The following is a 24,391-nucleotide window of genomic DNA, read 5'->3' on the forward strand; positions in this document are numbered from 1 at the left end:
GACGATCCCGTGAGCAAGATTCGCATTCGTCACACCATGATTTTTGACCGTGACGCTGTTAAGCACGGATGACAGGCGCCAGCGACCCGATAGATTATGCACCAGCCGGCACTGCACCAGACTTCAACCGGGAGCCTCCTATGACCCTTCGCCCGCTGTTCGCCCTTGTCGGCCTGCTCTGCTGCACTCTTCCCGCCCTTGCCGATGGCGAGGTGCAGAAACTCATCACCGCCGCAGACAAGGCGCGGCTCGATAAGTATGGCGAGACGCGCAAGGCGGCGCTCGCCGAGGCGAAAGCGGGAGACCCGGCCGAGCTCAAGCAACTCGATACCTTGCTGGCGAAGCCGCTGGTTTCCTTCTCCGACAAGGGCCTGACCGGCAACTGGCAGTGCCGCACGATCAAGGCCGGCGGCCCTTTGCCGCTCGTCATCTATGGCTGGTTCAAATGTAAGGTGACCGACGACGGTTCCGGCTGGCAGCTGGAAAAGATCAGCGGCTCGCAGCGCACCAAGGGCCGTTTCTTCGACGATGGCGAAAAACGTGCGATCTATCTCGGCTCCTTCTATGTCAACAGCGATCCGGCAAAGCCCTATGGCAGTGGTCCGCAGACCGACCAGGTCGGCTATGCCTTTCGCAACAGCGCCAAGGAATGGCGCATCGAATTTCCGGCGCCCTACTATGAATCGAAGCTCGACATCATCGAGTTCCAGCGCTGACCATGTATCGAAGAGCTGATCACCAAGGATTAACCCGAACGCCCTAGCATCCCGCCCATTGTCGAGAACGGGTTGCTTGGAGGGGGCAAGATCCATGGCAGCATCAGAATCCAGTACGCGGATCGTGGTCGTCACTGGAGGAGGCCAGCATGTCTGGGCTATCGTCAACGCGATCACCGACCGCGTCGGCCCTGTCAGCGTCGTCCTCGAAACGCCTGAATCCAAAAAGCAATTGCTTCGTGGTCGGGCTCGCCGTCAGGGTTGGATCTCCGCCGTGGGTCAACTTGGCACGATGGTGCTCAGCAGACTCGGCAAACGGCTTCTCGCCAGCCATGCCGCGCGGCTAATTGCCGAAGAAAAGTTGGAGGTCGAGCCGCGGCGAGGCCAGGAAATCATCCATGTTGCTTCGGCCAACGGGCCGGAGTGCCTCGAGGCGATCAACAAGCTCCAGCCTGGCGTTGTCCTGCTGAACGGCTGCAGGCTGTTATCGAAGGGCATGTTGGCCAGGATGCCTTGCCCGGTGCTCAACTATCACGCTGGCATTACGCCGAAATACCGCGGCATGAACGGCGGCTATTGGGCACTGACTTCAGGCGATCCGCAGAATTTCGGTACCACCGTGCATCTGGTCGATGCCGGCGTCGACACTGGCGGCGTGCTGAAACAGGTGCACGGTCAGCCGAAACGCGGCGACACCATCTCCAGTTACGCGCTTCGTCAGGCCGCGTTCTCGCGCGACATCTGCGTCGAGGCTATCAGCGACGCGCTGGCCGGAAAACTCACCACCATCGACCCGGGCCTGCCGTCGCAACAATGGTATCATCCAACGATCTGGTTCTACCTCTGGACTGGCCTGAGAACGGGCATCTGGTAGCGCGTTCTTCTCCCGGATCCGCATGCCGCGCGCCGGCTTTTCCAACGCGTCTAATCTGCCGCCGGCACGCGCCACAGACGAATAAGCACACCTTTCATTTTACGACATCCAAATGCGTCGCTTTTGAATGCGCGCGCGTCGTCCCATAACAAGCGACCCAACTGCGGTTGCGGCAATGCTCGGATATTGCATCGGCCCCGAAAATAGGAATCGATCTTCGGAAAGCCTGATGCAGCAAATTGAAGTGGTAGAGTGTCCTTGTGTGCGTCCAAGCGGACGGGAGGCGTTCTACGGGAGCGAGAATTCATGGCCGATCTGATCGTCGTCTACTGGCGCGACATTCCTGCCCAGGTGATCGTCAAGAAGGGTCGGCAGAACGCCAAGCGCGAACTGCCGCTGCGCTTCACCGAGGCGATCGACATGTGCGCTATGCGCACCGGCGCCGGTGGCACTGACGACTATCTGGCCGAATGGCGCAAGGCCGATCCCGTTCCGGTCAGCGATGACCTTGAAGCCGAGGTCGAGAAGGCCTTCAACGATATCGACACGAAATATGACCGCGAGCGGCTTGTCGGTCTGGTCAAGGCGGGCGGCAAGGAAAATGTCTGAAACCACCCCGGCGATTACCCAGGCCATTTTGGTCAAGAAGGCAGCGCCAAAATCCGACTACAAGCCGGCTGACGTGTCGCCGCAGCGGCGCGTGCAGCGTTCCTTCGCGGTCAGATTATGGTCTGTGCGGCACTCGCGATTGCTCGAATGGTTCTACGCCAGATTCGCCGATATGTTCCTGACGCTCCATCCCCTGTGGAAAGGCATCGGCTACGGCCGCGTCGAAGGACCGATCAAATTCGTCGAGAAGCGCGTCAAGGGCTTCATGTTCGACTGCCGCATGTGTGGCCAGTGCATCTTGTCGTCGACCGGCATGTCGTGCCCAATGAACTGCCCCAAGCAGCTGCGCAACGGCCCTTGCGGCGGCGTCCGCGCCAACGGCAATTGCGAGGTCGAGCCCGATATGCCCTGCGTCTGGGTCAAGGCCTGGGAAGGCTCGCAGAACATGGTTCACGGCGACAGGATCCTGACGGTGCAGAAGCCGGTCGACCAGTCTCTGCGTGAGACCTCGGCGTGGCTGCGGGTGACCGCGCAGGCCGCCGCCGCGCGTGAAGCCGCCGCTGCCGCCAAGAATGAGGCGGCAAACACCGGGGCATCGGCATGATCGGACGCCAGCGCGATGAGAACCCGGCCGGTATCCACCTGCCGCTCGACCCCCTGCCCGGCCACACCTCGCGCGGCCGGCTGGAGCGCGTGCTTCGGCGTGGCGAGTTCGCGGTGACGACAGAGCTCAATCCGCCCGACAGCGCCGATCCGGAAGACGTCTATAACCGCGCCAAGATTTTCGATGGCTGGGTCGATGCCATCAATGCCGTCGATGCATCCGGCGCCAACTGCCATATGTCGTCGGTAGGCATCTGCGCACTGCTGACCCGCATGGGCTATGCGCCGATCATGCAGATCGCCTGCCGCGACAAGAACCGCATCGCCATCCAGGGCGATGTGCTGGGCGGTGCCGCGATGGGCGTCGCCAACATGCTGTGCCTGACCGGCGACGGCGTGCAGGCCGGCGACCAGCCCGGCGCCAAGCCGGTGTTCGACCTCGACTGCATGTCATTGCTCGAGACCTGCCGCATCATGCGCGATAACGGCAAGTTCCTGTCCGGCCGCAAGCTGACGACGCCGCCCCAGCTTTTCCTCGGTGCTGCGATCAATCCATTCGCGCCGCCGATCGATTTCCGCCCGCATCGCCTGGGCAAGAAGATCGCCGCCGGCGCGCAATTCGTGCAGAGCCAGTATTGCTTCGACGTGCCGATGTTTCGCACCTACATGCAGAAGGTGCGCGACCTCGGCTACACCGAAAAATGCTTCATCCTGGTTGGCGTCGGCCCACTCGCCTCGGCCAAGACGGCCAAGTGGATTCGCTCGAACGTGCCAGGCATCCATATTCCCGATCAGGTCATCAAGCGGCTGGAAGGCGCCCAGGACCAGAAGAAGGAAGGCAAGCAGCTCTGCATCGACATCATCAACGAGGTGAAGGAAATATCAGGCGTCTCCGGCGTCCATGTGATGGCCTACCGGCAGGAGGAATATGTCGCCGAGATCGTTGATGAATCGGGCGTGCTGAAGGGCCGCCAGCCGTGGAAACGCGAAATCCGTCGCGACGACCAGCTTGTCGCCGACCGGCTCGACAGCATCTTGCACGACGACATTACCGAAACGCAGGTGGACATGGTGAGGACCGCGCACTGATAGCGCACGACCACCGGCTCGCTTGAACGAAAACAGACAACGATATAAAGAAATCTTTATATCATGGCGGAGAGAATTCATGACCCGTACCATCGTCGCCTCGGCGACACGAGAAATCATCATCGGCTTCGACCAGCCGTTCTGCGTGATTGGTGAACGCATCAATCCGACCGGCCGCAAAAAGCTGGCGGCCGAGATGATCGCGGGCAATTTCGAGACCGTCATCAGGGATGCGCTCGAGCAGGCAGCCTGTGGCGCTACCATGCTCGACGTCAATGCCGGCGTAACCTCGGTCAACCCGAACGAGACCGAACCCGGCCTCTTGGTGCAGACGCTGGAAATCGTCCAGGGTCTGGTCGACCTGCCGCTGTCGATCGACAGCTCGGTGTCCGCCGCGATCGAAGCCGCGCTCAAGGTCGCCAAGGGCCGGCCGCTGGTCAACTCCGTCACCGGCGAGGAAGAAAAGCTCGAAGCCATCCTGCCGCTGGTCAAGAAATACAATGTGCCCGTCGTCGCCATCTCCAACGACGAGACCGGCATTTCGATGGATCCGGATGTGCGGTTCGCCGTTGCCAAGAAGATCGTGCAGCGCTGCGCCGATTTCGGCATTCCCGCCCATGACGTCGTCGTCGATCCTCTGGTCATGCCGATCGGCGCGCTGGGCGATGCCGGCCGCCAGGTTTTCGCGCTGCTGCGCCGTCTTCGCGAGGAGCTCAAGGTCAACACCACCTGCGGCCTGTCCAACATCTCGTTCGGCCTGCCGCATCGCCACGGCATCAACGCCGCCTTCATCCCAATGGTGATCGGCGCCGGCATGACGTCGGCGATCATGAACCCGGTGCGGCCGCAGGAGATGGAAGCCGTGCGCGGCGCCAATGTGCTCAACGGCACCGATGAGAACTGCACCAATTGGATCCGCACCTACAAGGACTACAAGCCGGCCGAGGGCGGCCAGGCGGTCGCCGCGCCGACGCAAGTCAACGCGCCGGGCGAAGGCGCCAACAATGGCGGCCGCCGCCGTGGCGGCCGTGAAGCTCGGATGGGTCGAGGATAAGCGCGCAATCGTGAACTCACCTGCAAATATCACCGATCCGCTCGTGCTGTTCATGCCGTCGGGCAAGCGCGGGCGGTTTCCTGTCGGGACGCCGGTGCTCGATGCCGCGCGCCAGCTCGGCGTCTACGTCGAAAGTGTGTGCGGTGGACGTGCCACCTGCGGGCGCTGCCAGGTCGAGGTGCAGGAAGGCAATTTTGCCAAGCACAAGATCGTTTCCTCCAACGATCACATCACGCCCAAGGGCGCCAAGGAAGAGCGCTATGAGCGCGTCCGTGGCCTGCCCGAACGGCGCCGCCTCTCCTGCTCGGCGCAGATCCTGGGCGACCTCGTCATCGACGTGCCGCAGGACACGGTCATCAACGCGCAGACGATCCGCAAGGATGCCGACACCAGGGTGATCGCCCGCGATTCGGCGATCCGCATGTGCTATGTCGAGATCGAAGAACCCGACATGCATAAGCCGCTTGGCGACCTCGACCGCCTGAAGATCGCGCTGATGCACGACTGGGGCCTGAAAAGCCTCGATTTCGATTTTTATCTGCTGCCGCAGGTGCAAGGCATCCTGCGCAAGGGCAATTGGACCGCCACCGCCGCGATCTACAAGGATGCCGACAGCGAGACCGCGCGTGTCGTGGCACTTTGGCCCGGTCTTAAGAACGAGGCCTATGGGCTCGCCTGCGACATCGGCTCGACGACCATCGCCATGCATCTGGTGTCGCTGCTGTCGGGCCGCGTCGCCGCTTCGTCGGGCACATCGAACCCGCAGATCCGCTTCGGCGAGGATCTGATGAGCCGCGTCTCCTATGTGATGATGAACCCGGACGGCCGCGAAGGCATGACGGTCGCCGTGCGCGAGGCGATTTCCAGTCTTGTCGACAAGGTCTGCGCCGAAGGCAACGTCCAGCGCAACGACATCCTGGATTCCGTCTTCGTCGGCAATCCGATCATGCACCATCTGTTCCTCGGCATTGATCCGACCGAGCTTGGCGGCGCGCCCTTCGCGCTCGCCGTTTCGGGCGCGGTGCATATCAAGTCATCGGACATCGGCCTGAAGCTCAACCCGGGCGCCAGGCTCTATATGCTGCCTTGCATCGCCGGCCATGTCGGCGCCGACGCGGCGGCGGTGACGCTGTCGGAAGGTCCGCATCGCCAGGACGAGATGATGCTGATCGTCGACGTCGGCACCAATGCCGAGATCGTGCTTGGCAACCGCACGCGCGTCGTCGCGGCCTCCTCACCCACGGGCCCAGCCTTCGAAGGTGCTGAGATCTCCGGCGGCCAGCGAGCCGCGCCCGGCGCAATCGAGCGCGTACGCATCGATCCCGACACTCTGGAACCAAAATACCGCGTCATCGGCTCGGACCTGTGGTCCGACGAGCCGGGCTTCGTCGACAGCGTCCAGGCAACCGGCGTCACCGGCATCTGCGGCTCCGGCATCATCGAGGTGGTAGCCGAGATGTATCTCGCCGGCATCATCTCGGAGGACGGCGTCATCGATGGAGGGCTTGCGGCCCGCTCGCCGCGTGTCGTCGCCAACGGCCGCACCTTCTCCTACGTGCTGAAGGAAGGCTCCGCATTGAAGGAAGATGGGCCGAAGATCACCATCACCCAGACCGACGTGCGCGCCATTCAGCTCGCCAAGGCAGCGCTTTATGCCGGCACCAAGCTGTTGATGGAAAAGCAGAACACCGAGCATGTCGACCGCATCCACTTCGCCGGTGCCTTCGGTTCCTTCATCGATCCGAAATACGCCATGGTGTTGGGTCTGATCCCGGATTGCGACCTCGACAAGGTTTCAGCGGTCGGCAACGCCGCCGGTGCCGGCGCCCGCATGGCGCTGCTCAATCGGGGCTATCGCCGCGAGATCGAGGACACGGTCAGCAAGATCGAGAAGATCGAGACGGCGCTCGAACCGAAATTCCAGGAGCATTTCGTCTACGCCATGGCGCTGCCCAACAAGGTCGATCCATTCCCGAAACTATCGGCGGCGGTGAAACTGCCGCCGCGCAAGACGGTCAGCGAGGATGGCGTTGCCGGCGATGCCGCCCCGCGCCGGCGTTCGCGCGAAGGCCACGAGGGGCGGCGGCGTGGTCGGGAGCAGTAAGGGCGCAACAGGAAATTATTCGAGTCATCGGACGCCTCGTTTTTTCACGCGCGTTGGCGCCGGAGCACTGACTTCGGTATAATTTCATTTGTATGCAAATGTTTCCAAATCGCGACGACTTGGAAACCAAACCGCCGTTTTAGCGAAATCCGTCTGATACATGGCAGGTGCATTTACCCGAGCATCGAAAGGCGGCCGAAGATAGTCCTCGGCCCCGCTCGTCAAGGGAGATGAAAATGTCGATGTTTGGAAATCTCGGTCGCTTCGGTGTGACCATCAGGCAGACCCACGCCAGCAACAAGGCGATCCGCGCGCTGAATAGCCTGCCGGCTCATGTCCAGAAGGATATTGGTTGGCCAGCATCGCCGCCGAACGATCCTCAAGCCGCGCTTGCCTCGCTGCTTCTGGCTACATCGCGCTGATGACCTTCGCCGACAAATGTAAATTGCTCGGCGTCCGCCGCGGACCTCGCATGGCCCCGACAATCACAAGCAACCGGCTGCGTGCCGCGCTTTTGCCGCATCGCTGACCTCCGCGCGCGGATCACACCACCGTGTAGACACACAAATCTTGACATTTTCAGCGACGGCACAATCTTCAGAAATAGAGGGGTTCTCTTAGTCGGCTTTGGCCGAAGTTCGTGTATCAGCATGCCAAGTCTGAAAAGCCACGTCGTGTCCTTCGTGCTCAGGCACAGCCGCAAGAAGGCGTTTTCCAGCCCGGAGAACCTGCAGCGCTGGATCGCCGCCGCGCGCAAGACCGAGGATCACCAGCCTCCTGTCTCGCTGCGTCAGCGTCTTAACGTCGAGATGCATACGATCGATGGCTTCCCCGTCTATGAAATCGCCCCCAGGGCCGGCGAGCGGAAGCGGATACTGTATCTACACGGTGGCGCCTATGTCTTTGAAATCACGCCCTATCATTGGCACCTGATCGCCGACATGGCCGACCGGCTGGGCTACGGCATCACCGTGCCGATCTACCCCATCGCCCCCGAACACGATTTCCACGCCATGTTCGGCATGGTCGGCGACGTCTACCGCCAGGTGCTCGACGAGACGGAGGCCGAAGACATCGTCTTCATGGGCGATTCCGCCGGCGGCAACATGGCTGTGGTGCTGACCATGATGGCCGCAGAACAGCGCCTGCCGGTGCCGTCGCGCCATGTGCTGATTTCACCCGGCCTCGACGTGTCGCTTGCTAACCCCGAAGTGTTCGAGGCCGAACGCGACGACCCATGGCTGGGCATTGCGGGCGGGCGGGAGGCAATCCGCCTTTATAGTGCAGGAATAGATCCGTCAGACTGGCACATCAGCCCGCTCTATGGCGATCTGTCGGTGCTGCCGAAAACGCTGCTGTTGACTGGCTCACGCGATTTGTTGACGCCTGACAATCTGATCTTCGCGCAAAAGGCGCGTGCCGCCGGCGTCGAAGTCGATGTCGTCTACGAGGAAGGCATGTTCCACGTCTGGCCGTTGATCGACATGCCGGAATCACGCCGCGCCCGCCAGCACATCGTCGCATTTCTCAGTGAGGACCGCTTGCCGATCGGGCAAGACATGAGAACCGGCCTCGAAGCGCCCTCCGCCGCGGCGGCGGAGTAGTGCTTCTGCTTTCAGTTCGAACCTATTGGCGGATCAGAACTTGCCGGTTTCCCGGAACACTTCGAAGGTCGCGCGGATGTGGTCGGCGACTGCCTTGACCGGCGCGCTGGCGTCCGGCGCCACCACCATCGCCAGATTGTAGGTGCCGATGTCGGGCATGCCGTCCTTCGGGCAAAGCTCGACCATGTCGTTGCCGAGAAACGACTTTGGCAGCGGCGCCACGGCGAGATCGGACATGATCGCGGCACGCTGGCCGGCCGTGTGCGCGCTCATATAGGCAATGCGGTAATTGCGGCCCTCGCGGCCAAGCGCATCGAGCGCTCCCGCCCGCCAGGCGCATCCCTCTTCCCACAGCGATACCGGCAACGGCTCGCGCAGATGCGCGCAGCCGCCCTTGGCGCCGGCCCAGACGATAGGCTCGGTCAGCAGCACCTCGGCGCCGAGCGCGCTGGTCTTGTAGGAATTGGTCAGCAGTGTGATGTCGAGCGCCCGGTCGTCCATGCGCCGGCGCAGATTGCTGCTCTGGTCGATGGTGACGTCGACGGCGATCGACGGATGCGACTGCGCAAAACGCTTCAGCACATGCGGCAGCACGCGCTCGCCGTAATCATCCGGCGAACCAAGCCGCACCACGCCGACAATCTCGGGAATGATGAACTTCGACACCACCTCGCGGTTGATCGACAGCAGCCGGCGGGCATAGCCGAGCAGCATTTCGCCATCCGTGGTCAACGACACCGAGCGGGCGTCGCGCGCGAACATCGAGCGGCCAAGGATGTCCTCCAGCTTCTTGATCTGCATGGAGACGGCCGACGGCGTGCGGAAGACGGCATTGGCGGCGGTGGTGAAACTGCCGGTCTCGGCAATCGCCACGAAAGTGCGCAAAACGTCAAGATCGAGCAACGGCAGTGGATGATTGAGCGGGGCGTTCATGGGGACCGACCTTCAATTTTTCTGATACAAAACATCATTCCATTTCGTTTGATTGAACATCAGAACGGGAGGATAGTCAACTCCATCGAAGCAGGTCGCTGCCATCGGCACCATGAAATGACCTGCGAACCAGGACCTTCGACGCGAATGAAGTTGAAACGAACCCGATTTGCCAACGCGCAGTCTGGCTGCGCCAGATGCCAAAGGAGAACATAATGTCTATTCTGTCGTCCATCGGTCGTATCGCGGCCGAATTCAGCGCGGCCCGCGCCCGCTACCAGACCGAACGCGCTATCCGCTCCCTGCCGATCGAACTGCAGAAGGATATCGGCTGGCCTGAAGCCTCCGACGCCAAGACCAATGCACGCCATGGCGCCGGATCCTGGGCTGGAGCAAAGTAGATCGTGTGTAGCATTTGCTGAAGGCCTGCCGCGCGAACCAGCCCGGCAGGCCTTCCCTATTTTATTTGTATTCAAATGAGTTTCGGAGCCATGTGGTTCGCGCATGACGCATATGAGAAAGCCGCATAGCAGCTCCTGTTTCCAATTAATTCGTTGTAAACAATGATAAATTTCGGGCATCTTGCCCAAATTTGTCGCATTGGATGTCGCTTTTCATATCAAGTGCTTCGCTTTTGCGATTTAGTTTCTGCTTACACGAGCCTATATCACCGCCAGCAAACGAGCTGCCCCACTCCATCAAGCGAAGGCGACCCGTCTGAGCAACAAATGGAGATGATTATGAAGCTTTTTGCACGCCTCTTCGCCCGCCGCGAAATGAACCTGACCACCGCTCTCGAGCGCCAGCGCCTCGCCAACACCATGCCCGGCCAGACCGGCGCCATGAATGCGGCGCGCCTGGGCTTCGTCGCCTGAAGATTAAGAGGCAGCGCATCCCTGCCGCTGCTTTAGAACTGTAACGCCGCCTGGCTCCAGCCAGAGCGGCGTTTTTGTTCTGCCGGTGGACGCACGCTGCCTGTCCTTTGAACAGCGGGTGCCACTTCCGGGGCTCGCTGCACGCAGATTGCCCATTTGCGACCCATGTCGCAAATTTAATCTTTTCCGGGCGACGTAGCCAATTGACAGACATGGTTTTTCCTGATGTCGCTATGCTATTCGCGACATCCTGTTCGCGCCATGGATGAGTGAGGTTCACTTGAACGCCGTAAAGCATCCGATCAAGCGATCGTTTGTATTCTTCCTTGTTCCCGATTTCACCATGATCGCTTTTGCGACCGCGCTCGATCCCCTACGCTCCGCCAATCGCATGCTCGGCTACGAAGCCTACCGCTGGCGCCTGGCCAGCATTGATGGCAAGCCGGTGCGTGCCTCGAACGGGGTCGAATGCGCTGTCAACACCTCGCTGGAGGAAGAGCGCAGGAAGATGGCGGGCCCCGACCGGCCGAACATGGCCATCGTCTGCAGCGGCATCGATGTCGAGCGCTATCAGAACAAGTCAGCCTTTGCCTGGCTACGCGAGGAGTACAATCGCGGCGTCGCCGTCGGCGGTCTGTGCACCGGCGCGCATATCCTCGCGGCAGCCGGCCTGTTGTCCAACAAGCGCTGCGCCATCCATTGGGAGAACCTGCCGGGCTTTTCCGAGGCGTTCCCGAAGGCCAATGTCTTTGCCGACCTGTTCGAAATCGACCAGAACGTCTACACCTGCGCCGGCGGCACCGCGGCGCTCGACATGATGCTGAAACTTATCGGCGACGACTTTGACGAGAACCTCGTCAACCGCGTCTGCGAGCAGGTGCTGACCGATCGCGTGCGCAGCCCTACCGACCGCCAGCGTCTGCCGCTGCGCGCCCGCCTCGGCGTCCAGAACTCGAAAGTGCTGACCATCATCGAACTGATGGAGGGTAATCTTTCCGAGCCGCTGTCGCTGATAGAGATCGCCGACCATGTCGACCTGTCGCGCCGACAGATCGAACGGCTGTTCCGCACCGAGATGGGCCGATCCCCCGCCCGCTATTATCTCGAAATCCGGCTCGACCGCGCTCGACACCTGTTGATCCAGTCGTCGATGCCGGTGGTCGAGGTGGCGGTCGCCTGCGGCTTCGTCTCGGCCTCGCATTTCTCCAAATGCTACCGCGAACTCTACGCCCGCTCGCCGCAGCAGGAGCGCGTCGACCGCAAGCAGTTGCTGGCGGCCTGATCGGATAGATCTGGGGAGCTACGCCGGCTGAGCCTGCGCTGTCTGCATCGCCTCCACACGGATGTCTTCCGTCAGCCGTGCCTTCAGCGCCGAGAATTCCAGGCTGGTCTTCAGCGTGTAATGGCGCGGATGCGGCAGGTCGATGGCGACATCCGACTTGATGCGGCCAGGCCGCGCCGTCATCACGATCACCCGCGAGGCCATGAAGATCGCCTCCTCGATGTCGTGAGTGACGAACAGCACCGTCTTCTTGCGGCGTTCCCAGATGCCGAGCAGCAGCTCCTGCATCAGCCCGCGGGTCTGGTTGTCGAGCGCGCCGAACGGCTCATCCAGCAAGAGGATTTCGGGATCGTTGGCCAGCGCCCGTGCAATCGCCGTGCGCTGCTGCATGCCGCCGGAGAGCTGCTTCGGCCAATGGTTCTCGAACCCCTTCAGGCCGACAAGGTCGACATAGGAGGCGACGATCCCGTCCCGCTCCCTCTCAGGCATGCCGCGTTCGCGCAGGCCGAAGGCGATGTTTTCGGCAACCGTCAGCCAGGGAAACAGCGTGTAGGATTGGAAGACCATGCCGCGATCCGGCCCGGGCCGGGTCACCACCTTGCCGTCGAGCAGCACGCGGCCCTCGCTCGGTGCTTCGAGCCCGGCGACGATCCGCAGCAATGTCGACTTCCCGCATCCGGATGGCCCGAGGATGGTGATGAAGTCGTTGGCGGCGACCGCCACGTCGATCGGCATCAATGCCTTGACCGGCTCTCCGCCGCTCACGCCAGCAAAAGTGCGCGAGACCCCTTCGATGAGAAGCTTGCTCACGCCAGGCTCCACGGAAAGAGCCAGCGGTTGAATGCCTTGAAGGCGAAGTCGGACAACAGCCCGATCAGCCCGATGACGATGATGCCGAAGATGATCTGCCCCGTTGCCAGCCGCGACTGGCTGTTGATGATCATGTAGCCGATGCCGGAGGACGAGCCGATAAGCTCGGCGACGATGACATAGGTCCAGGCCCAACCGAGCACCAGGCGCAAGGTCTCGGCGATCTCGGGCGCATTGGCCGGCATGATCACCCGTCTGACGATGCCGTCGTTGGTGGATCCGAGCGTATAGGCCGCCTCGACGAGGTCGCGTCTCGTGCTGCCGACCTTGACCGCGATGATCAGGACGATCTGGAACACCGAGCCGACGAAGATGACGAGCAATTTTTCCAGCTCGCCAATGCCGGCCCACAGGATAAGCAGCGGAATGAAGGCCGAGGCCGGCAAGTAGCGTGCGAAGGAGACGAACGGCTCCAAAAACGCTTCCACCGGCTTCCAGGCGCCCATCGCGATGCCGAGCGGCACCGCGACAACCGACGCTAGCAGGAAGCCGCCGAAAACCCGCCAGATCGTGATCAGTATGTCGAGCCAGAAACGATCCTCGACCAGCAGCCGCCAGCCATCCCGCAGCATCGATAGCGGATCGGCAAGGAAGATGCGGTTGACGTGGCCGCCAAGCGTGATCCACGCCCAGAAGACCACGAACAGCACGAAGAAGGAAATGCCGAGCACGGTTCGGGTGCCCGGCGAGACCGGATGCAAGGGGCGCATCGTCAAATCGTCCCCATCGTCAAATCGTCACTTGTCCAGGAGAAGGCGGCGGCGCCAAGCGCCGCCGCATTGCGGTCAAAGGCAGCACCGTCACTTCGACAACGCGCTGGTGTCGGCCAGTGTGGTGACGTCGGGCGCTTCCTTGATCAGCCCCATCTGCAGCAGCAGTTCGCCGGCGGTCTTGGAAAAATCCTGGAATTCCTTGGTGAAGAACTGCTTGTTCTCCGCCCTGTCGGCCCATTTCAGGTATTTCGCCGAATCCTCGAACTCCTTGGCCGACTGCTTCACATCGGCGCCCATGGTCTCGTAGGATTTCTGCGGATCTTTCTTGATCAGGTCGAGCGCGTCGAAATAGCTATCGGCGAGCGCCTTGGCCGCATCCGGATTGGCCTTGAGGAATTCGGGCGTACAGCCAACCGTGTCGAGCACCATCGGGTAGTCGAGCGTGGTTGCCAGGATGTGGCCCTGGTCGGACTTGTCGCGCACCGCCGAAATGAACGGCTCATAGGTCACCGCCGCATCGTTCTGCCCGGCGAGGAAGGCTTGCGCCGCCGCGTCCGGCTCCAGGTTGACGACGGTCACATCCTTGGTCGACATGCCGTTCTTGTTCAGCACCCAGGCAAGCATGAAATAGGGTGACGTGCCCGGGGCCGAGGATGCGACGGTCTTGCCCTTGAGGTCGGCGACGGTCTTGATGTCGTTGCGGGCAACGATGCCATCGGCGCCATAGGATTTGTCGAGCTGGAATATCTGCTTGGTAGTAACCCCGCTGGCGTTCCACACCAGCCAGGTCTCGACCGTGGTAGCGGCGCATTGCAGGTCGCCGCTGGCGATGGCAAGCGGCCTGCTCGCCTGCGGCACTTTCTTCAAGGTCACATCCAGACCGTGCTTCTCAAAAATGCCCGCTTGCTTGGCAAGCGTCAGCGGCGCGAAGCCGGTCCAGCCGCTGATGCCGATGGTAACCGAGGTAGCGGCCATCGCCGGTGCGGACAGACCGGCGGCAACTGTCAATGTTGCGGCAAGAGCGGCGATCCTAGTCATGTCAGTTCCCCTTTTGTTTTCGCTGAGGAAATTGTCTCACAGACGCTAGTCGGCTTGTCAATGAACAGCTTGGTGAGGCACCGGGCAGGCCCGGTGGCGAAGGCAGCTCGATCGGCAGCCCGTCCCCGAACAGGTGCGGGCGGCCAGAAACCCAGCATGGCCTTCAGTAGTCGTTGCAGTAGCACTCCGCCGAGGAGATGCGGTCGTTCCAGTCGCTGCCACCAAAATCGCGGATCCTGCGCCGTATCTCGATCGAGCGGCCCCCCATGCGCGAGTCCTCGTAGGCAACTAGCGTGCAGCCGCGGCGAACGATCACCGACGAGACACGGTCGTTCCAGAACTGACCGCCGCGAAAGTTCACGGAATCGTCGGGGCCCATACCGATGGACCGTCCGCGAAAATTCGCGTGCTCGAACATCATGCAGGCGGGCTCGTCATTGTATTGGGCGCTCGCGCCGTCTGCAAAAAGCACGGACGCGACAGCAGTCAGGATGGCTAGACGTTTCATCTGATGTTTCCTCCGTTTCGACCGCGGCCCCCTCCGGCTGGATAGCGCGGTCCGGCCATTTTGCCAATGCTTCGGCCGCATAGCGTAGGGCACCGAACTCAGCTTAACAAAGGACCTTACGGCAGCCAGTTCGGCGGTGTCGGCAGCTTTTGTGCCGGCAGCTTTTCAGGATAGGAATTTTTTCTTGACTCCGTGCCCTCAGCTATGGTACATATTCGTCCATGGTGCTGATTTGCGCCAGTGACCCGCCGCACAGGCGGGTTTTTCGTTTGATGCTCAGTCAGCCAACGCGCCGGCGAAGGCTCCGAAGGAACCCGTTAACCCGAGTTCGTTGCCCTGCCGCCTAGCGGCTGTCGAACATCCAGCTGCGGTTGCGCCACATTTTCTCGCCGACCAGGCAGTCTGTGGCGGGACTGTCCTGCGCCAACACCACCGGCGGATGCGCGGCTTCTTCCACCGCCCATTGCGGCGAGGCCGGGCCGGCGAGTTCCAGCACCAGTTTGCGGCGGATGGCTTCGGGAAACTGCGTCCAGTCGTTGACCGGGATCATGAAGGCCCCGGGGCCGCCGATGACGCAGTCGCTGTAGTAGCGATCGAGATTGTTGACGTCGTAGGCGCCGGAAAAACCGCCTCGGGTCATCAGCGGCAGGCCGTTGATGACGATGCCTTGCTTGATCAGCTCGTCCCGAGTGAGGTTGACAGGCGCGCCCTGGTTGTTGGGGCCGTCGCCCGAAATATCGATGACCCGCTTCGTCCCCTGGTAGCCGCTTTCGGCGAACAGGTCGTTGCCGAATTCGAGCGCGCCGGAGATCGAGGTTCGTCGCGCACTGTTGGGAGGCTGGGCGGACAATTGCGCAACCACTCGCTCCGCATCGGTGCGGCTGGCAATCACCGTCCACGGCACGATGACGCGCTGCCAGCTGGTGCCGGCCCACTCGACATAGGTGACGGCGATTTTGCCGTGGGCGCCATCGGCAATGGCCTGCAGCACATTGTCGTGCGTCAGCGCCGCTGCATAGCCGTGACGCTGGATCTCGAGTTCGTCGGGCGACATGGACAGCGAAACATCGACAGCCAGCACCAATTCCACATCGACCGGCTCATCCGCGAGGGACACCGGCGTCAGCCAGAGCGTCAGCGCGAACGCGGCGCAGCCTGAAAGGAAATGTCTTGCGCAAGAGTAAGCAGACATGCCGCAAGGGTAAGCGAGAATCGCTGTGCGGCAAAGAAAAAAGCAGGGAGCGCGGCTTCGGGGATCTACCCTTCAAAGGACCAGAGGATGGCTGCGCTCGACCGGGATCACTTGTTGATCGGCCATCCGCCTCTGCCGCGCCATTCCACTTCATCGGTAACCTCGACCGCTGAGCCCGGCGGACTGGGGGTTTTCCGGCCCGTGCCGCGAAACGCTCGCCAGTTCGGCCTGAACGACGGTGGAAGCCATAGCAGAACGCCTGCGACGGCAGCAGAGAGGATCACGGCAAAACGCAAGATCGAGAGGACGAGGCCACAGAAACCAACGATTCGCACGGCCCTACCGGGTCCGAAGCGGCTTGTAAGCAGATGCCGTGCGATCGTGCCGCCATCTAGGGGATAGGCCGGGAGGATGTTGACGACAAAGAGCACCCCATTCAGCAAAGCGCCAAGCCAAAGCGTCCACTCCACAAGACTGGTCGGCCTTGGAGGCGGCGAATTGAAGAAACTATCTGATTCAACGGGCAGGAACGGCGCCACCATGAGGCAGTAGGAAGCAACGAAACCTGCCGCCAAAACGATGTTCGCCAATGGGCCTGCAAAGGCGATCCATGCCCATCCCCGCGACGAAGCTACGCCCCGCTTGAAATAAGCTATCCCGCCAAAGAGATAGAGCTCTATCCTCTCGGTGCCTATGCCTTGCCGGCGAGCGGCCCATGCATGCGCCAGTTCATGCAAAAACACCGACACGAAGAAAAGCACGGCAAAAACGGCTGTATGGATCAAGGCGTCGGCGGGCCGCGTCAACCATTCACGCAGAAAAGGCAGGATGATTGGAACAGCAAAAGTCCAGCTGATACGAACGGGAATATTCCAGCTCGTCCTGAACACAAACACATCGTTCTTCCTGTCCCAGCCGAACCGTTGCAAGTGCATTTCTCCGCCCGGCGTGACGGTAAGCGAGAATCACCCGGTTAAAAAGACAAAAACCCGGCCGAAGCCGGGCTTTGCAATCATGTCGTTCTGCACGGGCAATCAGCTGCGCGGCTTGAGGTTCTCAGGGTCGTAGAGCGGCTTGTAGCCGACGGCGGCCACTTCGACCGGATAGGTTTCGCCGAAATACTCGACGGTGAGCTTGCGGCCTTCCTGGGCGTAGGCCCACGGCAGATAGGCGAGACCGATATTCTTGCCGATGGTCGGGCCATAGGCCATCGAGGTGGTGAAGGACCGCCGGCCGAGCTCATCGACCAGCGTTTCGCCGGTCTTCGGATCCATCACCGGCATTGTGCCGACGGGATAACGGGCAACGCCTTTGGAATCGACGTTTTCGGTCATCACCAGCGTGCACAGCATGGCCGGCTGGTGCTCGCGGGCGCGGTATTCGACATGCTTGGCCTTGCCGCAAAAATCGTTCTCCTTGACCTTCGGACGAGCGAGGTCCGCTTCGAGCAGATTGTACTCGGTCAAAAGGTCGGCGTTCTGCAGGCGCAGGCTCTTCTCCATGCGGCGCGTATTGGCATAGGTCTCGACGCCGAACGGCATCACGCCGGTCGAGCGCAACGCATCCCAGACGGCCAAGCCATCCTCGTAGCGCATATGCAGTTCCCAGCCCTGCTCGCCGACATAAGAGATGCGGAAAGCCGTGACATCCTTGCCACCGATGCTGACCGGCTTGATCGCCGCGAACGGGAAATTCTCATGCGAAAGCCCGTCCGGATTCTCGACAACTTTCTGCAGGGTCGCCCGGGCGTTCGGCCCCCAGATGCCGATGGTAACGAATTTCTCGGTCACATCGGTGATGGTGACGTTAAAGCCTTTGTCCTGTGCGGTGCGGCGCATGTACTGGAAGTCGCGCGGGCCGGCGTCGGCGCCGTCGATCAAACGGCAGCGGTCGGCCATGCGGATGACGGTGAAGTCGGCGCGCACCATGCCTTCCTCGTCGAGGAAGTGGGTATAGATGCCCTTGCCGATGTTGTTGTCGCCACCGATCTTGGCCGCGCAAAGCCATTCCAGCAACGCGACATGGTCGGAACCTTCGATGTCATACATGGCGAAGTGCGACAGGTTGACGATGCCGACATCCTCGCTCATGGCGAGGTGTTCGGCATTGGAGACGCGCCAGAAATGGCGGTTGTCCCACTCGTTCTCGCGCACCGGCACCCGGTTGCCGTATTTTTCCAGCAGATGCTCGTTGGCGGCATAACCATGCGCGCGCTCCCAGCCGCCCAGCTCCATGAAATAGCCGCCGAGTTCCTTCTCGCGCTCCCAGAACGGCGAACGTCTGATGTTGCGGGCCTTGGAGAAAGGCTCGCGCGGATGCACCGCCGGATTGTAGACCTTCATCGCCGTCTCGGTGCAGCGATCCCAGATGAACTGCTCCTTTGTCTGGTGCGGATAGAAGCGCGCATAGTCGATGGCGTGGTGATCGATCGCGGTGCGGCCGTCGGTCATCCAATCGGCGATGAGCTTGCCCATGCCGGGGCCGTCCTTGACCCAGATGGCGACGGCATACCAAAGGCCCCGCACCTTCTGGCTTTCGCCCATCGACGGGCCGCCATCCGCGGTCACCTGCAAGAGACCGTTGAAGGAATGGCTTTCGTTATAGCCGAGTTCGCCGAGGATCGGCGTCAGCTCCATGGCGCGTTCGAGCGGGGCCAGTATCTGTTCCATGTCGAGATCGCGCTGCGACGGCGAAAGCCGCGCCTGGTCCTTCTCTAGCAGGTCGCGCGGATGGCAAAGGCGCGGGTTGGTCTCTTCGTAATAACCCCATTCGATCTGCCCGCCCTCGGCGGTCCTGGGGTCGCCTGTGTCGCGCATATAGGCCGAGTTGCCCTGGTCGCGCAGCAGCGGCCAGCCGATCTCCTTGCCGGTGCCGGCGAACTCGTTGTACGGGCCGAAGAAAGTCAGCGGATGGTCGATCGGCATGACCGGCAGGTCCTCGCCCACCATTTCGGCGATGAGCCGGCCCCAGATGCCGGCGCAGACAACGACATAGTCTGCCTCGATGGTGCCGCGATCGGTCACCACGCCTGATATGCGCCCGTCCTTGACGACAAGCGATCGGGCCGGCGTGTTGGCGAAGGATTTCAGCTTGCCCGACGCTTCAGCCTGGTCGACCAGCTTGCCGGCGACGGTCTGCGAGCGCGGAATGACGAGACCGGCGTCCGGGTCCCACAGGCCGCCCTGCACCATCGCTTCTTCGATAAGCGGAAATTTTTCCTTGATCTCAGCCGGTTCGATCAGCCGGGCGCGCGTGCCAAACGCCTTGGCCGAAGCGATCTTGCGCTTGATTTCTTCCATGCGGCTGTCGTCGCCGACACGTGCGACCTCGAGCCCGCCGATGCGCGCGTAGTGGCCCATCTTTTCGTAGAAATCGATGGAGTAGAGCGTCGTCCAGCACGACAGGAAATCGTGGCTGGTGGTGTAGCAGAAGTCGGAGGCGTGCGCGGTCGAGCCGATATCGGTCGGGATGCCTGACTTGTCGATGCCGACAATATCGTCCCAGCCCCGCTCGATCAGATGATGGGCGATCGATGCGCCGACAATACCGCCCATACCGACGATGACGACCTTCGCCTTTTTCGGAAACTCTGCCATTGCCCGCGACTCCAAAGTGATAAAGCGGGCGGACTATAGGGCGGAGCGGTGGCGCTGATGAAGCCTGTTTGCGACATTGGCAAAAAGCCGAGCGACCACAGGGTGAAATGCTTCACATTGGGGACTTGAGCGGGTCGCCTTCCGAAGCGGGGTTAACTCAGGCACCGCTGGCAGGCCGGTTGCGTTTGGTTGTGGCTGCCGTGGCGCTATTTCCGGCGTCATTGTTAAACACTCGATACCGGAACGGCAAAAGGCCGAGCAAATGCCCGGCCTTTCCAATCATGCCGCCAAGATTACTTGATGCGGGCGACGCCACCCGAGATTTCGACCGTTTCCGAGCCGGTCAGGGCTTCGAGGTCGCCGTTGGGCAAGGTGACGAAACAGCCATTCGGGCAGAACTCGACGGTTTCGCCAGCGGCCAGCGCCAGGTCGCTTTTGCTGCCACCCTCGGTCACGATCAGCGTGCGGGTCTCGGCGTCCTTGTTGACCGCGCTTGCGGCATGGGTCGAGCCGCTCACGGCGAGCAAAGCGACGGCAGCGACGAGAGACTTCCACATGGTGCAATATCGGTGTTCCCACCGCCTCTGTTGCATTTCGCAAGGCACTTTCGCCTTTGCATGGGAGCTTATATGAGATGGAAGCTGAACCGCAACTGAATGCCGCATTCATGCCGTAATTGGCTTTGCCGTCCGAGCGCGTCAATTGGCGGGCTGGCTGAAATCGGCACAACCTTAGTCGGGATCTGGCTTGCGCACCTTGCGTCCCGTCTTGGCGGCCCGTCTTGCTTCGGCGGCAGCCTCCATCTTGGCCTGCTCCTGTTCGGCGAAGTCGGCCTCGATCTTGTCATCATCGGTCGGCCAGGCCTTGGGTTTGTGGACATCGACGACGGCGCGCGGGGTCGATGGAATTTCGATGTGCTCGCCGCTGAATTTCTCAAGCACGGCAAATCGGATGTCGTTCTGCGCGATGTTGCCGTTCATCACATCGGCCAGGAACACGCGGATGTCGAATTCGAGTGCGGCAGGCCCGAAGTTGGAAAACAGCACGAAGGGTTCGGGGTTTTTCAGCACCAAGGGATGGCTGCGGGCGATGTCCAGCAGGACGGCATGTACCTGCTTGACGTCGCTGCCATAGGCAACGCCGACCTTGATATCGATACGGCCGAGCTTGTTTCGATGCGTCCAATTGCCGACGGCATTGTTGATCAGGTTTGAATTGGGCAGGATGACCGATTGCCGCTGGAAAGTTTCGATCTCGGTGGCGCGCACGCTGATCTTCTTGACGGTGCCGCTGACATCGCCGGCGACGATCCAGTCGCCGACCTTGAACGGCCGTTCCGCCAGAAGGATCAGGCCGGAAACGAAATTGGACACAACGTTCTGCAGACCAAAACCGATACCGAGGGAAAGAGCGCCGGCAACCAGCGCCAGACTGGAGAGGTCGATGCCCGCCGCCGATATGCCGACGAGCGCCGCCAGCGCAACACCGGCGTAGCCGACCGCCAGCCGGATCGAATTGCGCACTCCGGTATCGACCTTGCCGCGCGCCATCACCGAACCGTCGAGCCAGCCCTGGAACCAGCGCGTCAGGAAATAACCGATGATGAAGACGACGATGCCCGAAAGAATCCCGGTGACCGAAATCGTCACCGAACCGATATTGATCCCGGTTGCCAGTTTGTAGGCCCAGGCCTCGATATCGCCGGGCTGGAAGCCCCACATCAGCAGGATCAGCGGCAGAAATACCAGCACGATCATCACATTGATGGCGACGCTGACGACGAGGCCCAGCTGGTCGAGCGCGGTATCCTCGTAACTTGAATTGGCTGACAGCCAGCGCCCGACGGACGTGTTGGTGAAAGCGCCCTCCTCGCCGATCGCGCGTGCCGACAGGAAGCCGATATAGGCTGTGACCAGCGCGGTGCCGGTAACAACCACCTGTTGAGAGACGAACAAGGCAAGTCCGATATAGCCGAGCAGCGCGGCAACGATAGTGAAAAGACCAAGCGCAAGCGATGTATAGCGGAGCCATGCCGGCCACGGCCGCCAGCTTCCGTCATGCGCCTTGAACGGCCTCAGCATCGCCATCAGGATCAGGATAACGCCGACGATGATGGTGGCACCGAAACTGCGGGCGATGATCAGCGACAGCGGCGAGCCCATCTTGTCGTTGACCACTGACAGGAAATAGTTGACGCCGATGACCACCGCCATGGCGGTCGTCAGCCGCGCCAGCCAGCGCGCCGGGCCGGTTTCGACGGGGATAAGCCGCCAGTTCGGCAGCCGCGGCTCAAGCGCCGCGTTGGTCAGCCTGTTGACGCAGAACACCACTCCGATAACCGCCGCGAGCGCATTCAGGAAGAGGCCGATATCGCCGCGCAGCACATTGTAATAGTTGAAAAAGAATACCGTGGAGGCCAGGAATACACCGACCGCCATCGTCGGCAGCAAGGTCGACCAGAAGGCCACCGAAAGACGGCTGAGATAGGATGGATCTTCGTTGGTGGGGTCAGCCTCGAACACCCGCCCGAACAGGCGCCTGCCGCCGACCAGCAGCACCAGGGCCAGCCCGAGCGCCACGAAGGTCGCGGCAAGGACGGCCTGGAACTTGAACTTGAAGGCGAAGCTCAGCCAGGACGATACCGCCTTGTAGAAATTGTCGAATTCGTCCCTGGCGTCGGAGAAGACCTGCGGGCTCAGTGCATCGGATAGCACGTAGCGCTTGGTCAAAAGATTGCGGAACAGCTCGCTGCGCATGCTGCCGATCCTGTCGATCAGCCCGCTGATGCGGATCGACAGGTTCTGCGCGCTGGCGACGACCGCATTGATCTCGGCCTTCTCCGACGCCAGCGCCTGGCGTTCGCCGGTCACTATGTCGGGCTCCTGCGGCTGGCCTGCCGCCGGCGGCGGACCCAGTGTCTCGATCCGATTGTTGATATCGTTGAGGCGCGAACGGAACGCCAGCGCACCGGTGAGGGCCGCCCGCGACAGACCCTCCAGTTGCAGACGTATATCCACCAGCGAGGCATCGTCCTCACCGTCCTGCTGTATCTTCTTCTCGAGGTCGTCAGTCTTGGCCGTCAGGCCCTGAATGACTTTCTGCTGATCGGTGATCAGTCCGGCGGCGCCCTGGCCGAGCGCCTGCGCAGTAGCGTCGAACGGGTGCAGCGCCGAGAAAACGAGCGCGAGGATCAAAATGAGGCGATGCAATCGGAAAATCATGATTTTGATGGCGACTCGTGCGGCAAAGGCAATTTGAAATTGCCTGTCCTTGATAGAGACGGCCATATCATGGGGCAAGCCGTCGCAACCATCACTGGCCCGTCCGATCACACAGTGCGTCGGCCAGTCGAAAGGCAATGGCGCAATATTGGCTTTGCCGATGCGGCCTGCTCTATAGTCTGCCGCATCGCCTGAACCGGATGACCATGATGGCAGAGTACTCGGCCTTTTCGCTGCTCGCGAACGCGCTCAAGGGAAACAAGGACTGGAAGCCGGCCTGGCGGAAGCCGGACCCGAAAGCGTCCTATGATGTCGTCATCATCGGCGGCGGTGGCCACGGGCTGGCGACCGCTTATTATCTCGCCAAGGAGCACGGCATCACCAATGTCGCCGTGCTGGAGAAAGGCTGGCTCGGCTCCGGCAATGTCGGCCGCAACACGACAGCCGTGCGCTCGAACTACCTGCTGCCGGCCAACACGCGCTTCTACGAACACTCGATGAAGTTGTGGGAGAACCTTTCGCACGAGCTCAACTACAACGTCATGTTTTCGCAGCGCGGCTGCCTGAACCTGGCGCACACGCCGGCCCAGTTCGACGACTATGCAAGGCGCGGCAACGCCATGCGCCATCTCGGCGTCGACGCCGAGCTGATGACACCGGCGCAGATCAAGCGCCTGATCCCGGCGCTCGACGTTTCCGGCGACGCACGCTTTCCGGTGGTCGGCGGCTTGATGCAGCGGCGCGCCGGCACTGCTCGCCACGATGCGGTGGCTTGGGGCTATGCGCGTGGCGCCGACCGCCGTGGCGTCGATATCATCGAGAATTGCGAGGTCACCGGCTTCCTTCGCGATGGCGACAGCATCACGGGCGTCACGACGTCGCGCGGCGACATCCGCGCCAAGAAGGTGGCTGTCGCGGTGGCCGGCAGCACTGGACGCGTCATGCAGCTGGCCGGCATCGAGACGATGCCGATCGAAAGCCATGTGCTGCAGGCCTTCGTGACGGAATCGCTGAAGCCCTTCATCGACACCGTCGTCACGTTTGGCATGGGCCATTTCTACATGTCGCAGTCGGACAAGGGCGGCCTCATCTATGGCGGCGACATCGACGGCTACAACAGTTACGCCCAGCGCGGCAATTTGCCTATCGTCGATGAGGTGATGAGCGAGATGCTGGCGCTGTTTCCGGGCCTTGCCCGCGTGCGCATGCTGCGCTCCTGGGGCGGCGTCTGCGACATGTCGATGGATGGCTCGCCGATCATCACCACCGGCCCCCTGCCCGGCATGTATCTCAACTGCGGCTGGTGCTATGGCGGCTTCAAGGCGACGCCGGCTTCCGGCTGGTGCTTCGCCTGGACCATCGCCAAGGATCAGCCGCACGACCTCAACGCCCCCTTCACGCTTGACCGCTTCCATCGCGGCCTGATGATCGACGACAAGGGCCAGGGTGCAAACCCGCGGCTGCATTAAACCATGATGCGGAAAAGTGGAGAACGGTTTTCCGATAAGCT

At 61.6% G+C, this 24,391-nt stretch carries 24 protein-coding genes; 14 read left to right on the forward strand and 10 right to left on the reverse strand.

Going from position 1 to position 24,391, the window contains the following annotated elements:
- Positions 1-140: 140 nt before the first annotated feature.
- The 9 genes from X744_RS163815 to X744_RS163775 all read left to right on the forward strand — a co-directional run bounded on the left by X744_RS163815 (position 141) and on the right by X744_RS163775 (position 8,653).
- Entirely contained in the window at positions 141-716 is a 576-nt protein-coding gene (locus X744_RS163815) for a DUF4893 domain-containing protein (protein ID WP_023757747.1), read from the forward strand.
- A gap of 94 nt (positions 717-810) precedes the next feature.
- Positions 811-1,590 carry a formyl transferase gene (locus tag X744_RS163810; RefSeq protein ID WP_023757748.1) on the forward strand — a complete coding sequence of 260 codons (780 nt, stop codon included), beginning with the start codon at positions 811-813 and terminating at the stop codon, positions 1,588-1,590.
- 306 nt (positions 1,591-1,896) lie between these two features.
- Positions 1,897-2,199, forward strand: a complete 303-nt coding sequence (locus X744_RS163805; RefSeq protein ID WP_023757749.1) for a virulence factor — start codon at positions 1,897-1,899, stop codon at positions 2,197-2,199.
- Positions 2,192-2,803, forward strand: a complete 612-nt coding sequence (locus X744_RS163800) for a methylenetetrahydrofolate reductase C-terminal domain-containing protein (RefSeq protein WP_023757750.1) — start codon at positions 2,192-2,194, stop codon at positions 2,801-2,803. The genes X744_RS163805 and X744_RS163800 overlap by 8 nt, the downstream gene beginning before the upstream one ends.
- Positions 2,800-3,891, forward strand: coding sequence for a methylenetetrahydrofolate reductase (locus X744_RS163795; RefSeq protein ID WP_023757751.1), 1,092 nt, complete (start codon positions 2,800-2,802; stop codon positions 3,889-3,891). The genes X744_RS163800 and X744_RS163795 overlap by 4 nt, the downstream gene beginning before the upstream one ends.
- A 79-nt stretch (positions 3,892-3,970) precedes the next feature.
- Entirely contained in the window at positions 3,971-4,945 is a 975-nt protein-coding gene (locus tag X744_RS163790; RefSeq protein WP_023757752.1) for a methyltetrahydrofolate cobalamin methyltransferase, read from the forward strand.
- Positions 4,896-7,049 carry an ASKHA domain-containing protein gene (locus X744_RS163785; RefSeq protein ID WP_032907039.1) on the forward strand — a complete coding sequence of 718 codons (2,154 nt, stop codon included), beginning with the start codon at positions 4,896-4,898 and terminating at the stop codon, positions 7,047-7,049. The genes X744_RS163790 and X744_RS163785 overlap by 50 nt, the downstream gene beginning before the upstream one ends.
- A 236-nt stretch (positions 7,050-7,285) precedes the next feature.
- A complete protein-coding gene (locus tag X744_RS1000000174340; RefSeq protein ID WP_023757754.1) occupies positions 7,286-7,471 on the forward strand; it encodes a hypothetical protein in 186 nt (61 codons plus the stop codon).
- 228 nt (positions 7,472-7,699) lie between these two features.
- Positions 7,700-8,653, forward strand: coding sequence for an alpha/beta hydrolase (locus X744_RS163775; RefSeq protein WP_023757756.1), 954 nt, complete (start codon positions 7,700-7,702; stop codon positions 8,651-8,653).
- A 33-nt stretch (positions 8,654-8,686) separates the two neighbouring features.
- On the opposite strand, the gene X744_RS163770 is transcribed toward X744_RS163775, so the two are convergent.
- Positions 8,687-9,586, reverse strand: coding sequence for a LysR substrate-binding domain-containing protein (locus tag X744_RS163770; protein WP_023757757.1), 900 nt, complete (start codon positions 9,584-9,586; stop codon positions 8,687-8,689).
- Positions 9,587-9,801: 215 nt separating this feature from the next.
- On the opposite strand from X744_RS163770, the gene X744_RS163765 reads away from it, so the two are divergent.
- The 3 genes from X744_RS163765 (at position 9,802) to X744_RS163760 (ending at position 11,743) form a co-directional block, all read left to right on the forward strand.
- Complete coding sequence (locus tag X744_RS163765) at positions 9,802-9,987, forward strand: hypothetical protein (RefSeq protein ID WP_023757759.1); 186 nt, start codon at positions 9,802-9,804, stop codon at positions 9,985-9,987.
- 339 nt (positions 9,988-10,326) lie between these two features.
- Positions 10,327-10,461: a hypothetical protein gene (locus X744_RS1000000175905; protein ID WP_013531161.1), complete on the forward strand. Its 135-nt coding sequence runs from the start codon at positions 10,327-10,329 to the stop codon at positions 10,459-10,461.
- 265 nt (positions 10,462-10,726) lie between these two features.
- Positions 10,727-11,743 carry a GlxA family transcriptional regulator gene (locus tag X744_RS163760; protein WP_348626149.1) on the forward strand — a complete coding sequence of 339 codons (1,017 nt, stop codon included), beginning with the start codon at positions 10,727-10,729 and terminating at the stop codon, positions 11,741-11,743.
- A gap of 18 nt (positions 11,744-11,761) precedes the next feature.
- On the opposite strand, the gene X744_RS163755 is transcribed toward X744_RS163760, so the two are convergent.
- The 9 genes from X744_RS163755 to X744_RS163715 form a co-directional block, all read right to left on the reverse strand.
- Positions 11,762-12,553, reverse strand: a complete 792-nt coding sequence (locus X744_RS163755) for an ABC transporter ATP-binding protein (protein ID WP_023757761.1) — start codon at positions 12,551-12,553, stop codon at positions 11,762-11,764.
- Positions 12,550-13,323 carry an ABC transporter permease gene (locus X744_RS163750; protein WP_023757762.1) on the reverse strand — a complete coding sequence of 258 codons (774 nt, stop codon included), beginning with the start codon at positions 13,321-13,323 and terminating at the stop codon, positions 12,550-12,552. The genes X744_RS163755 and X744_RS163750 overlap by 4 nt, the downstream gene beginning before the upstream one ends.
- 90 nt (positions 13,324-13,413) lie before the next feature.
- A complete protein-coding gene (locus X744_RS163745) occupies positions 13,414-14,364 on the reverse strand; it encodes an ABC transporter substrate-binding protein (RefSeq protein WP_023757763.1) in 951 nt (316 codons plus the stop codon).
- Between the two features lie 163 nt (positions 14,365-14,527).
- The gene (locus X744_RS163740; RefSeq protein ID WP_023757764.1) at positions 14,528-14,872 is read right to left on the reverse strand and encodes a peptidase inhibitor family I36 protein; all 345 of its coding nucleotides are present in this window, start codon (positions 14,870-14,872) and stop codon (positions 14,528-14,530) included.
- A 343-nt stretch (positions 14,873-15,215) separates the two neighbouring features.
- Complete coding sequence (locus X744_RS163735) at positions 15,216-16,064, reverse strand: DUF1194 domain-containing protein (protein WP_023757765.1); 849 nt, start codon at positions 16,062-16,064, stop codon at positions 15,216-15,218.
- A 107-nt stretch (positions 16,065-16,171) separates the two neighbouring features.
- Positions 16,172-16,993, reverse strand: coding sequence for a site-2 protease family protein (locus X744_RS163730; RefSeq protein WP_198032178.1), 822 nt, complete (start codon positions 16,991-16,993; stop codon positions 16,172-16,174).
- A 105-nt stretch (positions 16,994-17,098) separates the two neighbouring features.
- A complete protein-coding gene (locus tag X744_RS163725; RefSeq protein WP_023757767.1) occupies positions 17,099-19,660 on the reverse strand; it encodes an FAD-dependent oxidoreductase in 2,562 nt (853 codons plus the stop codon).
- A 293-nt stretch (positions 19,661-19,953) separates the two neighbouring features.
- Entirely contained in the window at positions 19,954-20,217 is a 264-nt protein-coding gene (locus X744_RS163720; RefSeq protein ID WP_023757768.1) for a hypothetical protein, read from the reverse strand.
- Positions 20,218-20,391: 174 nt separating this feature from the next.
- Positions 20,392-22,881, reverse strand: a complete 2,490-nt coding sequence (locus X744_RS163715) for a mechanosensitive ion channel family protein (protein WP_023757769.1) — start codon at positions 22,879-22,881, stop codon at positions 20,392-20,394.
- Between X744_RS163715 and X744_RS1000000173440 the strand changes: the two genes are divergently transcribed.
- A complete protein-coding gene (locus X744_RS1000000173440) occupies positions 22,864-23,076 on the forward strand; it encodes a hypothetical protein (protein ID WP_156938482.1) in 213 nt (70 codons plus the stop codon). The two genes, X744_RS163715 and X744_RS1000000173440, sit on opposite strands and share 18 nt — an antisense overlap.
- 14 nt (positions 23,077-23,090) lie before the next feature.
- On the forward strand, positions 23,091-24,350 hold the full coding sequence (locus tag X744_RS163710) for a sarcosine oxidase subunit beta (RefSeq protein ID WP_023757770.1): 1,260 nt from the start codon (positions 23,091-23,093) through the stop codon (positions 24,348-24,350).
- The last annotated feature ends 41 nt before the right edge of the window (positions 24,351-24,391 follow it).

The sequence above is a fragment of the Mesorhizobium sp. LNHC252B00 genome (assembly GCF_000502955.1).
In the GTDB taxonomy this organism is placed as follows: Bacteria; Pseudomonadota; Alphaproteobacteria; order Rhizobiales; family Rhizobiaceae; genus Mesorhizobium.